Source organism: Achromobacter sp. ESBL13 (assembly GCF_036668755.1).
In the GTDB taxonomy this organism is placed as follows: Bacteria; Pseudomonadota; Gammaproteobacteria; order Burkholderiales; family Burkholderiaceae_B; genus Achromobacter.
This window is the reverse complement of the sequence record NZ_JAZEVT010000001.1, coordinates 882,987-896,587: the sequence shown is the minus strand read 5'-3', so window position 1 is coordinate 896,587 and position 13,601 is coordinate 882,987. Positions and strand designations below refer to the sequence as shown.

The following is a 13,601-nucleotide window of genomic DNA, read 5'->3' as shown; positions in this document are numbered from 1 at the left end:
AAACAGAATTTATAATATCCCATTTGGAATTCGCGCTGCAAGGGCCAAATGCGCCGCTGTTCCGGCCGGCATGCACCGTATTTGGGCATATCATAGGCGGCGTTACACACGAACAACGATAAGGACGGGCAATGACGGACCGGCAGCTGACGATACTTGCGGCGCTTAATCTGATGGTGGCGGTGGGCGCGGGCGCGTTTGGCGCGCATGGTCTGAAGCGGATGCTGACGCCCGAGCTGCTGTCCGTCTGGCAGACCGGGGTGCTGTATCACCTGGTCCATGCGCTGGGTTTGTTCGTTATCGCACTGCTGGGCGCACGCTTTGGCTCGCCGCTGCTGTCCGCCGCCGGGGTGGTGATGTTCGTGGGCATCGTGCTGTTTTCTGGCAGCCTGTACACGCTGTCACTGACGGGCATCCATTGGTTAGGCGCCGTCACGCCTTTGGGCGGCACCGCCTTCCTGGCCGCGTGGGGCATGGTCGCGCTGGCCGCCTATCGCGGCCAGGGCTGAACGCCAAGTCTTTCCGCTTCGCATTCCACGCCGGTTTTTTGCCCCCGTCTTTTACCCCGCTTCTTACTTAACGGCGGCAGGAACCGCCGCCTTTGCAGGTTTCCGATGTCTTCCTCGACCGTATTGCCCGCCGCCCGGGAACATTCCGCTTTCGCAGGCATCGCCTGCGTGGTGGGCGGCATCTTCTTTCTGACGCTCAGCGACGCTAACGCCAAATGGCTGGGCGCTCACTACAACCCGCTTCAGATCCTGTTCCTGCGCGCGCTGATCGCGCTGCCCTTTGTCACGGGGCTGGCCCTGTGGCTGGGAGGGCGCCGCGTCATGCGCACCGCGCATCCCGGCCTGCATTTGCTGCGCGGCGCGATCAACGTCGTGTCGGCCTGTTGCTTCTACCTGGGCTTGCGCGCGCTGCCGCTGGCCGAGGCCACCGCCATCGCGTTTGCCGCGCCGTTGTTCGTGACGGCGCTGTCCGTGCTGATCCTGAAAGAGCGCGTGGACGGCAAGCGCTGGTTGGCGGTGCTGGCGGGCTTCGCGGGCGTGCTGATCGTGGTGCGCCCGGGCTCGGACGCCTTCCAGGCGGCCACGCTCTATCCGCTGACCACGGCCTTGCTGTACGCGGTGATGATGATTACCGCGCGCGGCATCAGCCGTGCCGAAGGCATGTTGACGACCACCTTCTATATCGTGCTGGGGCAATTGATCTGTAGCGCGGTGGGTTTGCCGTGGGTGTGGCAGACGCCGGCAGCCGAACACCTGCCCTACTTCGCCGGCATCGCACTTTTCAGCACATTGGGGCTGGCCTTGATCACGCAGGGTTTCCGGATCGGCCCGGCGTCGGTGGTGGCGCCGTTCGACTACACCGGCCTGATCTGGGCCACGATCCTGGGCTGGATCTTCTGGCGGGAAGCACCCGACGCCTACGCTTATCTGGGCGCGCTGATCATCGCCGGCAGCGGCGTGTACATCGCTGTGCGGGAAGCCCGCGCCAAGAGCCGGCGGCGCGGCAAGGGCTGAAAGGCCTTCCGCCTCGCGACTCTGGGCCGCGTTCGGCCACGCGTTCGGCCACGCGTATCGGCGGCCTGCCGCCCCCCCGCCGCCGACCAAGCGATGCGACGCGCTATTCGGTCGGCGCCGGGAAATGCCGCCGCAGGACCCGCGCCACATTGGGCTCCTGCGCGGCCTGTCGCGCCACGGCCGTCAGCGCCGGGCATTCAGCCTGAAACCATGCCTGCCCCGGCCGCCAGTGCGTCATGACCGTCACATACAGGTCCAGCGCCGAGAAGCGTCGCCCCAGCATGTGCGGCGCACCGGCCTGCTGCTCAAGCTCTTTCCATAACTCCGCGCGCCGCGTATGGATGCGTTCCCGCAGCAGGTCGGCCCCCGCGCCCTCGCCCGCCCATTGCGCGGGTATGTCGCCATAGGTAAACGTCGGGTACACCGCCGCGACCAGCCGCAACAGCAGGTTCAAGAAGTGCGCCCGCTCGGGCTTGTCGGCCGCCGGCGCCAGGCCCGCTTGCGGCGCCACATCGTGCAGATGCAGGATCATTGCGGCGCTTTCCGTCATGACCTCGCCTTCGGGCGTGATCAGCGTGGGCACCTGCCCCAGCGGGTTCAAAGCCAGCAAGCGGTCGCGCTCGGGACCCGGCTTCAAGTAGGGCACGTCCGTCAGCGTGTGAGGCACATTGGCCAGCACCAGCGCCATTTCAACAATTGCCGACCCGCAACCGGCTGACCCGATCAACTCGTACGTCTTCATTGCTTAACCTCCTGATTGCGCTGGCGCTATCCGCAGCAACTGCCCCGGCGATGCGTCCGTCAACACATACACGTACCCGTCCGGCCCTTGCCGCACGTCGCGTATGCGGCTCTTGCGATCCACCAGCAACCATTCCTGGCCCACGACGCGGCTGCCGTCCAGCGTCAGGCGGATCAAATTCTGATTGCCCAGCGCGCCGATAAAGACGGAATGCTTCCAGGCCGGAAAGCGGTCGGCGTCGTAGAACGCCATGCCGCTGATGGCGGGCGACTTGGCCCACCAGAACAGCGGCGGCTCGGTGCCCGGCGCGGTCTCGCCCTTGGCTTCGGGGATGGGCTGGCCCGAATAATTGATGCCGTAAGTCGCCAGCGGCCAGCCATAGTTCTTGCCCGGCTGCACCAGATTGATTTCATCGCCGCCGCGCGGCCCGTGTTCGTTTTCCCAAAGCTCGCCGGTCCAGGGGTTCATCGCCATGCCTTGGGGGTTGCGATGCCCGTATGACCAGATTTCAGGTCGTGCACCGGTCTTGCCGACAAAGGGGTTGTCGTCCGGCACCGAACCGTCCAGCTTCAGGCGCACGATCTTGCCTTGCAGCTTGTCCAGGTCCTGGGCCGTGGGGCGCTGGTTGTTTTCACCCAGCGAGATGAACAGGTGGCCTTTGCCGTCAAACACCAGGCGCGACCCGAAATGCAGGCCCGACGATAGCTTGGGCGCCTGGCGGAACAGCACCTTGAAGTCTTCCAGCGCGGTCGCATCGTCGGACAGCCGCCCACGGCCTACGGCAGTGCCGCTTTTATCACCGTCGGACTCGGCATACGACAGGTACACGTAGCGGTCTTTTGCGAAGCTTGGCGACAGCGCCACATCCAGCAAACCACCCTGCCCGCGCACCGCCACTTTGGGCACGCCCGCCAGCGGCTTGGACAACCCGCCCGGCGTGCGCAACAAACGCAGATTGCCGGGCCGTTCTGTAATCAACACGCCACCGCCATCGGGCAGGAAAGCCAGCGCCCACGGATGATCCAGCCCACCGACAACCGCCGTAACGTTCGCCGGCACCGACGGGGGCTCCTGCGCGGCGCGCGCCGGCGTTGCCGCCCAGAGGGCGCCGGCCAGTATCAACGTAGAGCAAGCAAAAAAGGGAATCGCGCGCGGGCTTGCGGCGGTGCGTGACTGCATGGACATCTCCGGCGGCAACGGGTGGGAATGCGGGCGCGGGTGGCATGACAAGGTGGCGCCAAGCGCGCCGGGGGTGGCGTACCATAGCGCCCAAGGACGGGGGCCTGCCCGTTCTTTCGTTCAGGAGACCCGATCACATGAAACTTTACTACATGCCCGGCGCGTGTTCGCTCGCTTCCCATATCGTTCTGGAGTGGGTGGGCAAGCCCTATGAAACGCACCAACTGAGCCGCGAAGCGCTGAAAGGCCCGGAGTTTTTGAAGGTGAATCCCCTGGGCGCCGTGCCCGCATTGAGCGTCGGTGACTGGACCCTTACGCAGAACGTGGCCATCCTGGAATACATCGCCGAGCAGGCGCCGCAAGCCCAGCTGCTGGGCGACGGCAGCGCGCGCTCGCGCGCCGATGTCCGCCGCTGGCTGGGCTTCATCAATTCCGACATCCACAAGACATTTTCGATGATCTTCGGTGCGTCGCGCTTCCTGGGTGATGAAGCCGCCCAGAAAGAGCTGGCGGGGTCGGCGTCCAAACTGCTGACCAAGCTGTTCTCGCAGCTGGATGCGCAATTGGCCGGAAAGCCGTATCTGGCGGGCGACGCGCCTTCCATTGCCGACGCCTATCTGTACGTGGTGCTGCGCTGGGCGCACGCCAAGGAAATCGACCTGGCCGGCCAGGACAATCTGGCCGCATTCTTCAAGCGCATGGAAGCCGACAAGGGCGTGCAGGCCGCGTTGAAGGCCGAAGGGCTGGCGTAATCCCAAGTCCGGCGTCCGGGGTCCTGCGTCGTGCCTGCCGCGCCCTGCTCGCCCCGCCGCGCGCCGGAAACTCCGCGCCTGCTCTGACCCCGCCGACAACGGACGCCGTCACGCCGTGTCGGCGGCGCCTTCCAGCTCCAGCGTCTTTTTCACCGCCGCCAGAAACCGGCGCGCCAGCAGCGGCGGCGCGCTCAGGTTCGAATGCGTGGCCCAGATTTCAACGCTGGATTCCGGCGCGATCGGCCGCAGCTCCATGTGCGCGGACTGCTCGGGCGATACGCACCACGTGTCCACCAGTGCCGGCCCCAAACCCTGCTGCACGAACGAACACGCCGTCACCGGCGAATGCACTTCTATGGCGGCGGCATGCCGTGGCCCATCGCCAAAAAACGTGACCAGCGCCCGACCCAGCGGCGTGTCGCTCGGATAACCGATCCACGCGGCGGATGAGAAATCCTCGGGGTGCACGACCTTGTGGCTGGCCAGCGGATGCGCGGCGGGCATCACGCACACCACCGGCACGCGAGCCAGCCGCACCGACGTCAAATTGGGATGATCGGGCGGTTGCATGGAGATGCCGATATCCGCCTGGCCCGACAAAAAGTACGCCGCCAGTTCGTCGAACGTGACGCTGCGGTAATCGACCCGCGCGTCCGCATTACGCCCCCGAAAGCGCTCAAGCGCCATCGGAATCAGCCGCTGCCCGAAGCTGGCGCTAGCCACTATCTTCAACATGCCCGCGCCGGATTGGCCCAGGCTGGCCGCCAGGTCGTTCACGCGCTGGATGCCGCCATACACCTGCTCTACTTCCGCATACAGCCGCCGTGCTTCGGCCGTGGGGGACAAACGGCTTTTGACGCGTTCAAACAGGCGATAGCCCAGCCGGCTTTCCGTCAGCGCCAGCACGCGGCTGACGGCCGGTTGCGACACGTGCAGCATGCGGCCCGCGCCGCTGATCGAGCCGGCCATCATGATTGCCCGAAAAACCTCGATCTGACGCAGGTTCAGCGGCCGCCCCGCGCTGGGTCCGACCTCGTCCGCATAGCCTTCCGCATCCATTTTTCCTTCCCCTTATCGATAACGGCGGATTATAGGATTGCCACATTTTTCGATGATGCAGCGCCGCAACGCGGGTGTAATCTGCGCCCGTCACCACAACAAAACAAGGGGAATACCACCATGCATCGTCAATTTATCCGCGGCCTGTCGGCGCTGGCCGTCAGCGCCACACTGGTCGCCACCGCATCGGCCGCCAACGCCTATCCCGACAAGCCCATCACGTTCGTGGTGCCGTCCGCCGCCGGCGGATCGCCCGACGTGCTGTCGCGCCTGATCACCACCCAGATCGCCAAGGACACGGGCGCCACGATGGTGATCGAGAACCGACCCGGCGCGGCTGGCAACATCGGCATTGCGCTGGTCAAGCGCGCCGCTCCGGACGGCTACACGGTGGGTTACGGCAACATCAACACGCTGGCGGTCAACCGTTCGCTGTTCAAGCGCCTGCCCTACGACGTGGATCAGGACCTGACGCCGGTCGCCCATATGTTCGACCTGTACAACGCGCTGATCGTGCCGGCAGAATCGCCCGTCAAAAGCGTGCAAGACCTGATCGACCGCGCGCGCAAGGAACCCGGCCGCCTGTCGTATGGCGCGTCGGGCGTGGGCACGACCGGCCACATGGGTGGCGAACTGTTCAAGAGCATGGCCAAGCTGGATGTCATGTTCATCCCGTATAACGGCGGCCCCGCCGCCATTCAGGACCTGCTGGGCGGCCGCCTGGACTACCTGTTCGTCAACACGTCCGAAGCCGCACCGCTGGTCAAAAGCGGCAAGGTCCGCGCCATTGGCGTCAGCAGCCTGAAGCGCCTGGCGCTGATGCCCGACGTGCCGACGTTGGACGAGTCCGGCCTGAAGGGCTATGAAACGGTGGCCTGGGGTGGCGTGGTCGCGCCCAAGGGCACGCCGGCCGACGTCGTTACCAAGCTGAATGCCGCCATCCAGAAAGCCCTGGCCGCGCCCGAAGTACGCACCGGCCTGGCCACGCTGGGCGCCGAACCGGCAACCGGCTCGCCGGAAGACTTCAAGCAACTGATCGATCGTGAAACCGCCAAGTGGCAGAAGATCATCGACACCGCCGGCATCGAGAAACTGGACTAAGCCTTCATGACGCAGCACACCTTGCAGGCAGACTTCATCGTGGCCGGCGCCACGCTTATCGACGGTTCGGGCGGGCCCGCCCGCCAGGGCGACGTGGCCGTGCTGGGCGAACGCATCGTGGCCGTGGGCAGCTTTGCCCACCCCGCGGGCGTGCCGGTGATTGACGGCCGGGGCCAGGTGCTGGCGCCGGGCTTCATCGATTCCCACACCCACGATGACGGCTACTTGCTGGCGCACCCCGACATGCTGCCCAAGGTGTCGCAGGGCATCACCACGGTGGTGACCGGCAACTGCGGCATCAGCCTGGCGCCGCTTGAACGCCACAACATTCCCCAGCCGCTGGACCTGCTGGGGCCGCCAGAGCTGTTCCGCTTTGGCACGTTTCGCGCGTGGATGGACGCATTGCGCGACACGCCCGCCGCCGTGAACGTCATTGCGCTGGTGGGCCACACGACCTTGCGCGTGGCCGTGATGGACGACACCACGCGCGCCGCTGACGATGCTGAACGCGCCGCCATGCGCGCCCTGGTGCAAGAAGCGCTGGATGCAGGCGCCTTCGGCGTGTCAACTGGAACGTTCTATCCGCCCGCCAGCGCCGCCCCCACCGACGAAATCATCGACGTTTGCCGGCCACTGAAGCCGGCAAACGGCGCCGGCCGTCGTGGCCTGTACGCCACTCACCTGCGCGACGAGGCCGACCATATCGTGCCCGCCATGGAAGAGGCGCTGCTGATCGGACGTGAACTGGACTGCCGCGTGGTCTTCTCGCACCACAAGCTGGCCGGCGAGCGCAACCATGGCCGCACGCGGGAAACGCTGGACCTGATCAACCGCGCCGCCGCCAAGCAGCCCGTCTGCCTGGACTGCCACCCCTACCCGGCCACGTCCACGATGCTGCGCCTGGACCGCGCGCGGCTGGCCAGCCGCACGATGATCACGTGGTCCAAGGGTTACCCGGAAGCCACGGGCCGCGACTTCAGCGACGTGATGCAAGAGCTGGGCCTGGACGATGAGGCCGCCGTGGCGCGCCTGGCCCCCGCCGGCGCCATCTACTTTTTGATGGACCCGGCCGACGTCAACCGCATCTTTGCGCATCCGCTGACGATGGTCGGTTCGGACGGCCTGCCGTTCGATCCGCACCCCCACCCGCGCCAATGGGGCACATTCACCAATGTGCTGCGCACGATGGTGCGCGAGCAGCAGCTGCTGTCGCTGGAAGCCGCCATCCACAAGATGACCGGCCTGGCGGCTGACCAATATGGCATCGCTGAACGCGGTCTGCTGCGCCAGGGGTATCATGCTGACCTGGTGCTGTTCGATCCTGCCACGGTAACGGATGTGGCCACTTTTTCAGCTCCCATTCAGGCAAGCCAGGGCATCCACGCGGTGTGGGTCAATGGCCGCCAGGTGTGGGATGGGGAACGGACCACCACGCAACGCCCGGGCCAGGTTTTGACGCCCGGTGATGCATTAGCCCGGAGTGTATAAAGTGAAGACGTTTTCCCAGGGCTGCTACCTGGGTGTATTGGGCGGTATGGGTCCCATGGCCGGCGCGGCCTTTGCCCTACGCCTGGCGGCGCTGACGCCCGCCGCGATTGACCAGCAGCACATCCCCACGCTGCTGCGCAACGATCCCCGCATTCCCGACCGGTCCAGCGCCTACATGGCCGGCGGCGAAAGCCCCCTGCCCCATATGGTCGAAGGCGTGCGCTTTCTGGAACAGGCCGGCGCGCAGCTGATCGCCATCCCCTGCAACACGGCGCACCTCTGGTATCACGACATCGCGGCCGCTACCGGCGTGCCCGTGCTGCATATCATCCAGGCCGTCATCGACGACCTGCACCGCCTGGGCTTGCCCGGCGGGCGTATCGGCCTGATGGGCACGGCCGCCACCTTGAAGCTGGGCCTGTACCAGAAGCACTTGCTGGCGCAAGGCTACGAGTGCATCGTGCCGGATGACGACGAGGTCGAACGCTATTGCATGGGATCGATCCGCGCCGTCAAAGGCAACCGCCTGGAAGACGCGTTCGCGCCCGCCGCGGAATGCATCGCCCGCCTGAAAGCGCGCGGCGCCGACGCCGTGGTGTTGGGCTGCACCGAGCTGCCGCTGGCCGTACCGCACGCGCTGCGCGCCAGTCTGGGCGTGACGCTGACGGACTCCATCGACGCGTTGGCGCGCGCCGCCATCGCGCACTACGAAGCCGATCTGGCCAAACAGCTGATCGCGGCCTGATCGGAACGCGTGCAAAAAAAGGCGCATCTTTCGATGCGCCCGAATTTCCCTTCGCGGGGAATACGTCAACGTGATGGTTATCCGCCCAGGTATGCCTTGCGGACTTGATCGTTGACCAGCAAATTGGCGCCCGTGTCTTGCAACACGACGCGGCCGTTTTCAAGCACATAACCGCGATCGGCCACGCCCAGCGCCTTGTTCGCGTTCTGTTCCACCAGGAATACCGTCACGCCCTGCTCGCGGATTTCGCGGATGATGTCGAAAATCTGCGCAATCACCAGCGGCGCCAACCCCAGCGTGGGCTCGTCCAGCAGCAGCAGGCGCGGACGCGTCATCAGTGCGCGGCCGATTGCCAGCATCTGTTGTTCGCCGCCTGACATCAGCCCGGCGCGCTGGGCCGAACGCTCTTTCAAGCGCGGAAACAGGCCGTAGACGTGGTCGATGCCTTCCTCGATTTCGGCGCGCTTCGAAAAGAAGCCGCCCATCATCAGGTTTTCAGCAACGGTCAGGTCCTTGAACACGCGTCGGCCTTCAGGCGAAATGGCGATCCCATTGCGCATGATGTGATGCGTATCCTTGCGGGTGATGTCCTCGCCTTCGAACGTGATCTTGCCTTCACGCGCGCGCGGGTTGCCGCAGACCGTCATCAACAGCGTCGTCTTGCCCGCGCCGTTGGCGCCGATCAAGGTCACGATTTCGCCTTTGTTGACCTCTACCGACACGCCGTTCAACGCCTGGATGGCCCCGTAAAAGGTGTGTATGTTTTCCAGCTTAAGCATCATTCCTCCCCCAGGTACGCTTTGATGACGCGCGCGTCGTTGCGCACCTGCTCGGGGGTGCCGGTGGTGATCGGCTTGCCGTGTTCCATGACCAGGATACGGTCGGAAATGCCCATGATCAGGCTCATGTCGTGCTCGATCAGCAGCACCGCCACGCCGAACTCGCGCCGCAGCTGGTCGATCAGCGATTGCAGATCCCGCTTTTCCTGAGGGTTCAGGCCGGCCGCCGGTTCATCCAGCATCAGCAGACGGGGCTTGGTGATCATGCAACGTGCAATTTCCAGACGGCGCTGGTGGCCATAGGCCAGGTTGCCCGCCTCGCGGTTGGCGAATTCGCGCAAGCCCATGAAGTCCAGCCACTGCGCCGCGCGCGACAGCGCCTCGGCTTCCGATTGTCGATAGCCCTTGAGCTTTAACAGGCCCGGCAGCAGCCGTGATTCCACTTGCGTGTGCTGCGCCACCAGCAGGTTTTCCAGCACGGTCAACTGCTTGAACAGGCGCACGTTCTGGAACGTGCGCACCAGGCCATGGCGCGCCACCTTGTGGCTGGGCAAACCGGTAATCGGCTTGCCGTCCATGATGATGTCGCCGGCCGTGGGCGCATAGAAGCCGCCCACGCAGTTGAACACGGTGGTCTTGCCGGCCCCGTTGGGGCCGATGATGGCGAAGACCTCGTCGGACTGGACTTCGAACCCCACGCTGTCCACGGCCAACAGGCCGCCGAACCGCATGGTAAGTCCGGATACTTTCAGCAATGCCTCGCTCATTTAGACAGCTCCACGTGGGGACGCTTCATGGGCAACAACCCCTGCGGACGCCACATCATCATCAACACCATCACCAAGCCGAACATCAGCATCCGGTACTCGGCGAACTCGCGCGCCAGTTCAGGCAGCACGGTCAGCAGGATGGCCGCCAGAATCACGCCCACCTGCGAGCCCATGCCGCCCAGCACCACAATGGCCAGGATCAACGCGGATTCGATGAAGGTGAAGGATTCCGGGTTCACCATGCCTTGGCGCGCCGCGAAGAACGCGCCGCCAAACCCGGCGAACGTTGCCCCCAGCGTGAATGCCGACAGCTTGATGCGCGTGGGGTTGAGCCCCAGCGAGCGGCACGCGATTTCATCTTCGCGCAGCGCTTCCCAGGCGCGTCCGACCGGCATGCGGATCAGACGCGTGGAGACAAACAATGTAATCAGGGCCAGCAGCAGCGCCATCATGTACAGATAGATGACCATGTGCTGGTTCTGGAACGTCAGGCCGAAAAAGTCGTGGAACGTGGTGCCGCCTTCGGTGCTGGCGCGACGCGTCATTTCCAAGCCGAATACCGTGGGCTTCGGAATGCCGGAAATGCCGTCCGGGCCACCCGTCAGCGTGTTCAGGTTGATGAGCAGCAGGCGAATCATTTCGCCGAAGCCCAGCGTCACGATGGCCAGGTAATCGCCCCGCAAGCGCAGCACCGGAAACCCCAGCACGAAGCCGAACAAGGCCGCCATCGCACCCGAGAACGGCAGTGCTTCCCAGAAGCTCCAGCCGCCCCAGTGATACAGCAAGGCGTACGTGTAGGCGCCCACCGCATAAAAGCCGACGAAGCCCAGGTCCAGCAGCCCGGCAAAACCCACCACGATGTTCAGGCCCAGGCCCAACATCACGTAGATCAGCACCAGGGTCGCGATGTCGACCGAGCTGCGTCCCGCGAAGAACGGCCAGATAACGGCGATGGCAAGCAGCAGCAGCGCCAGCCCCTTGTGGCTTTTGGCGGGCGCCGACGGCAACGTCGGCAGGCCCGTCTTGAGCTTCTGGAAGGGAATGGCGATCCACGGGCGCAGCATCTGGAATACAAACACCACGGCGGCGGCAAGCGCCACCAGGCCCCAGTGCGACTCCATCGACGTGCGCGCGCCCTGACGAATCAGTTGCAAGCCAAACACCGGCGTAACGATGACCGCCGTCAGCACGGCCGCCATCGTGGCGTTTTTAATATTGTTTTTCGACATCAGACTTTTTCCACCTCAGGTTTGCCCAGCAGCCCGGTGGGACGGAACAGCAGAATCAGGACCAGCAGCGAGAACGCCACGATGTCCTTGTACTGTGACGAGATATAGGCAGCCGCGAAGGTCTCGGCCAGGCCCAGCAACACGCCGCCCAGCATGGCGCCGGGGATGCTGCCGATGCCGCCCAGCACCGCCGCCGTAAAGGCCTTGATGCCGGCCAGAAAGCCGATGAACGGGTTGAGCTTGCCGATGGTGATGGCGATCAGCACACCGCCCACCGCCGCCAGGATCGCGCCCATCACGAACGTGAACGAGATCACGCGGTTGGTGTCGATGCCCAGCAGGTTGGCCATGTGCATGTCTTGCGAGCAGGCGCGCGAAGCGCGGCCCATGCGGGAATACTTGATGAACAGCGTCAGGCCGATCATCAGCACCACCGTCACCACGATGATCATGATGCGCGAATACGGCACCGTCACGTCGAAGTCGGATCCCATGTGGAACTGCACGGCGCCGGACACCAGCGACGGCACGGCCATGTCGCGCGCGCCTTGGCCCAGGGCCACCCAGTTCTGCAAGAAGATCGACATCCCGATTGCCGAAATCAGCGCCACCAGGCGGGGGCTGCCTCGTACGGGGCGGTACGCCACGCGTTCGACCGAGAAGCCGTAGATGCCGGTCACGGTAATGGCCACAAGCAGCATGGCGGCGATGATGAACGGCACCGGCAGACCGCTATTGGTGCCGATGGACGTCAAGGTGACCAGGCCGACATAGGCGCCGATCATATAGATTTCGCCGTGGGCGAAGTTGATCATACCGATGATGCCGTAGACCATTGTGTAGCCGATGGCAATCAACGCGTAGATCGCGCCCAGAGACAATCCGTTGAAGAATTGCTGGGTAAGTTGGGGTATGAGGTCAGACATTATTCTCTTGCTCCAAATGGTTCCGGCCCCGGTGAGAAGACCCGGAGCCGGAAACCTGGGCGTATTTTATAAGGGCCTGTGATCACCGCTTGCCGGCCGCACAGCGCTTTTGGCGCATCGCTACGCGGATTACGGCACAACGAAGACGACAGGCCCTACACGCCGGCACCGTGCCGGCGGGATCGCGAGTTTACAGCTGGGTCTTCTTTCCGTCCTTGTCCCACTTGTAGACGGCGAATTCGAAGTTCTTCAAATCGCCCTTGGCGTCGTATTCGACCTTGCCGATGCCGGTATTGAACGTGGTCTTGTGCATGTAGTCCGCGACCTTGGCGGGGTCTTCGCCCACGGCGTTGATGCTGTCGGCCAGGATCTGCACGGCGGCGTACGCGGGCATCTGGAAGGCGCCGTCCGGATCGCGCTTAGCGTCCTTGAAGGCCTTCACGATGCTTTCGTTGCCGGGCAGCTTGGTGAAGTCGGCCGGCAGCGTGACCAGCAAGCCGTCGATGGCCGGGCCGGCAATGGCCACCAGGTCCTGGTTGGCGGTGCCTTCCGGACCCATGTACTGAACCTTCAGGCCTTGTTCGCGCGACTGGCGCAGCAGCAGGCCCAGTTCAGGGTGGTAGCCGCCGAAGTAGACCAGGTCCACGCCCGCCGACTTCAGCTTGGTGATGATGGCCGAGTAGTCGCTGTCGCCAACGTTGATGCCTTCAAACAGCGCCACGTTGACGTTCTGCTTGGTCAGCGCGTCCTTGACCTGTGTGGCCACGCCAGAGCCGTACGTTTGCTTGTCGTGCAGCACGGCAACCTTTTGCGGCTTCAGCGTCTTGGCAATGTACGCGGCGGCGTACGGGCCTTGCTGGTCGTCGCGGCCAATCGTGCGGAAGAAGAAATGCGGCTTGATGGTGTCGGTGACCAGCGGCGACGTGGCGCCCGGGGTGATGCCGACAATGCCCTCTTCCTCGTAGACCTTCACGGCGGCCACGGTCACGCCCGAGCAAGCGTGGGCCACGGCGAACTTGGCACCGGAGTTGACCACGCGGTTGGCGGCCGGAACGGCCTGCTTGGGTTCGCAACCGTCGTCGATCAGGATGGGTTCAAGCTTCTTGCCCTTGACCCCGCCCTTGGCGTTGATGGTTTCAATGGCGGTCAAAGCGCCGGCCTGGATCTGGTCACCGTATTGGGTGTTGGGGCCGGTCATAGGCTGGGGAATGCCAATCTTGATCGTGTCGGCGGCGTGCGCGGCGCCAGCCAAGGCAAGTGCCCCAAGCGCCATGGCAACCGGGGTAAGGCGATTCAGAAACTTCATGC

General features: G+C 64.5%; 14 protein-coding genes. 6 read left to right on the top strand and 8 right to left on the bottom strand.

The genetic code is table 11. The features are described from left to right. Positions 1-131: 131 nt before the first annotated feature. Both V6F88_RS04145 and V6F88_RS04140 read left to right on the top strand, forming a co-directional pair. Positions 132-509, top strand: a complete 378-nt coding sequence (locus tag V6F88_RS04145; protein ID WP_332608093.1) for a DUF423 domain-containing protein — start codon at positions 132-134, stop codon at positions 507-509. 105 nt (positions 510-614) lie between these two features. Beyond that, positions 615-1,523, top strand: coding sequence for a DMT family transporter (locus tag V6F88_RS04140; RefSeq protein WP_332608092.1), 909 nt, complete (start codon positions 615-617; stop codon positions 1,521-1,523). 103 nt (positions 1,524-1,626) lie between these two features. Here V6F88_RS04140 and V6F88_RS04135 read toward each other — a convergent pair whose 3' ends face one another. Continuing rightward, positions 1,627-2,265, bottom strand: coding sequence for a glutathione S-transferase family protein (locus tag V6F88_RS04135; RefSeq protein ID WP_332608091.1), 639 nt, complete (start codon positions 2,263-2,265; stop codon positions 1,627-1,629). Positions 2,266-2,268: 3 nt separating this feature from the next. After that, the gene (locus V6F88_RS04130; RefSeq protein WP_332608090.1) at positions 2,269-3,444 is read right to left on the bottom strand and encodes a PQQ-dependent sugar dehydrogenase; all 1,176 of its coding nucleotides are present in this window, start codon (positions 3,442-3,444) and stop codon (positions 2,269-2,271) included. 137 nt (positions 3,445-3,581) lie between these two features. On the opposite strand from V6F88_RS04130, the gene V6F88_RS04125 reads away from it, so the two are divergent. Beyond that, positions 3,582-4,196, top strand: coding sequence for a glutathione S-transferase family protein (locus V6F88_RS04125; protein ID WP_332608089.1), 615 nt, complete (start codon positions 3,582-3,584; stop codon positions 4,194-4,196). Between the two features lie 108 nt (positions 4,197-4,304). Here the strand turns inward: V6F88_RS04125 and V6F88_RS04120 are convergent, their stop codons facing one another. Further along, positions 4,305-5,255 carry a LysR family transcriptional regulator gene (locus V6F88_RS04120; RefSeq protein ID WP_332608088.1) on the bottom strand — a complete coding sequence of 317 codons (951 nt, stop codon included), beginning with the start codon at positions 5,253-5,255 and terminating at the stop codon, positions 4,305-4,307. A 120-nt stretch (positions 5,256-5,375) separates the two neighbouring features. On the opposite strand from V6F88_RS04120, the gene V6F88_RS04115 reads away from it, so the two are divergent. From V6F88_RS04115 to V6F88_RS04105, 3 genes are read left to right on the top strand one after another with little or no spacing between them, the layout of a single operon-like run. Beyond that, positions 5,376-6,356 (top strand): Bug family tripartite tricarboxylate transporter substrate binding protein, encoded by a 981-nt coding sequence (locus V6F88_RS04115; RefSeq protein WP_332608087.1) that lies wholly within the window; start codon positions 5,376-5,378, stop codon positions 6,354-6,356. Positions 6,357-6,362: 6 nt separating this feature from the next. Next, on the top strand, positions 6,363-7,844 hold the full coding sequence (locus V6F88_RS04110) for an N-acyl-D-amino-acid deacylase family protein (RefSeq protein WP_332608086.1): 1,482 nt from the start codon (positions 6,363-6,365) through the stop codon (positions 7,842-7,844). A 1-nt stretch (position 7,845) separates the two neighbouring features. Continuing rightward, entirely contained in the window at positions 7,846-8,589 is a 744-nt protein-coding gene (locus V6F88_RS04105; protein ID WP_332608085.1) for an aspartate/glutamate racemase family protein, read from the top strand. A gap of 77 nt (positions 8,590-8,666) precedes the next feature. Here V6F88_RS04105 and V6F88_RS04100 read toward each other — a convergent pair whose 3' ends face one another. From V6F88_RS04100 to V6F88_RS04080, 5 genes are all read right to left on the bottom strand, one after another. Continuing rightward, on the bottom strand, positions 8,667-9,368 hold the full coding sequence (locus tag V6F88_RS04100; protein ID WP_314355651.1) for an ABC transporter ATP-binding protein: 702 nt from the start codon (positions 9,366-9,368) through the stop codon (positions 8,667-8,669). Next, positions 9,368-10,135 carry a high-affinity branched-chain amino acid ABC transporter ATP-binding protein LivG gene (livG, locus tag V6F88_RS04095; RefSeq protein WP_332608084.1) on the bottom strand — a complete coding sequence of 256 codons (768 nt, stop codon included), beginning with the start codon at positions 10,133-10,135 and terminating at the stop codon, positions 9,368-9,370. Before livG ends, V6F88_RS04100 begins: the two co-directional genes overlap by 1 nt. Further along, positions 10,132-11,367: a high-affinity branched-chain amino acid ABC transporter permease LivM gene (locus V6F88_RS04090; RefSeq protein ID WP_162941207.1), complete on the bottom strand. Its 1,236-nt coding sequence runs from the start codon at positions 11,365-11,367 to the stop codon at positions 10,132-10,134. The genes livG and V6F88_RS04090 overlap by 4 nt, the downstream gene beginning before the upstream one ends. Further along, complete coding sequence (gene livH / locus V6F88_RS04085; protein ID WP_050728699.1) at positions 11,367-12,293, bottom strand: high-affinity branched-chain amino acid ABC transporter permease LivH; 927 nt, start codon at positions 12,291-12,293, stop codon at positions 11,367-11,369. The genes V6F88_RS04090 and livH overlap by 1 nt, the downstream gene beginning before the upstream one ends. A gap of 190 nt (positions 12,294-12,483) precedes the next feature. Beyond that, positions 12,484-13,599, bottom strand: a complete 1,116-nt coding sequence (locus V6F88_RS04080) for a high-affinity branched-chain amino acid ABC transporter substrate-binding protein (RefSeq protein WP_332608083.1) — start codon at positions 13,597-13,599, stop codon at positions 12,484-12,486. Between the last annotated feature and the right edge of the window lie 2 nt (positions 13,600-13,601).

What these genes read in the sequence shown, in the direction of transcription:
- livG (WP_332608084.1), bottom strand. Translation starts at nt 10,135, where the DNA reads ATGAGCGAGGCATTGCTGAAAGTATCCGGACTTACCATGCGGTTCGGC.
- V6F88_RS04115 (WP_332608087.1), top strand. Translation starts at nt 5,376, where the DNA reads ATGCATCGTCAATTTATCCGCGGCCTGTCGGCGCTGGCCGTCAGCGCC.
- V6F88_RS04080 (WP_332608083.1), bottom strand. Translation starts at nt 13,599, where the DNA reads ATGAAGTTTCTGAATCGCCTTACCCCGGTTGCCATGGCGCTTGGGGCA.
- V6F88_RS04090 (WP_162941207.1), bottom strand. Translation starts at nt 11,367, where the DNA reads ATGTCGAAAAACAATATTAAAAACGCCACGATGGCGGCCGTGCTGACG.
- V6F88_RS04135 (WP_332608091.1), bottom strand. Translation starts at nt 2,265, where the DNA reads ATGAAGACGTACGAGTTGATCGGGTCAGCCGGTTGCGGGTCGGCAATT.
- V6F88_RS04120 (WP_332608088.1), bottom strand. Translation starts at nt 5,255, where the DNA reads ATGGATGCGGAAGGCTATGCGGACGAGGTCGGACCCAGCGCGGGGCGG.
- livH (WP_050728699.1), bottom strand. Translation starts at nt 12,293, where the DNA reads ATGTCTGACCTCATACCCCAACTTACCCAGCAATTCTTCAACGGATTG.
- V6F88_RS04130 (WP_332608090.1), bottom strand. Translation starts at nt 3,444, where the DNA reads ATGCAGTCACGCACCGCCGCAAGCCCGCGCGCGATTCCCTTTTTTGCT.
- V6F88_RS04100 (WP_314355651.1), bottom strand. Translation starts at nt 9,368, where the DNA reads ATGCTTAAGCTGGAAAACATACACACCTTTTACGGGGCCATCCAGGCG.
- V6F88_RS04125 (WP_332608089.1), top strand. Translation starts at nt 3,582, where the DNA reads ATGAAACTTTACTACATGCCCGGCGCGTGTTCGCTCGCTTCCCATATC.
- V6F88_RS04110 (WP_332608086.1), top strand. Translation starts at nt 6,363, where the DNA reads ATGACGCAGCACACCTTGCAGGCAGACTTCATCGTGGCCGGCGCCACG.
- V6F88_RS04145 (WP_332608093.1), top strand. Translation starts at nt 132, where the DNA reads ATGACGGACCGGCAGCTGACGATACTTGCGGCGCTTAATCTGATGGTG.
- V6F88_RS04140 (WP_332608092.1), top strand. Translation starts at nt 615, where the DNA reads ATGTCTTCCTCGACCGTATTGCCCGCCGCCCGGGAACATTCCGCTTTC.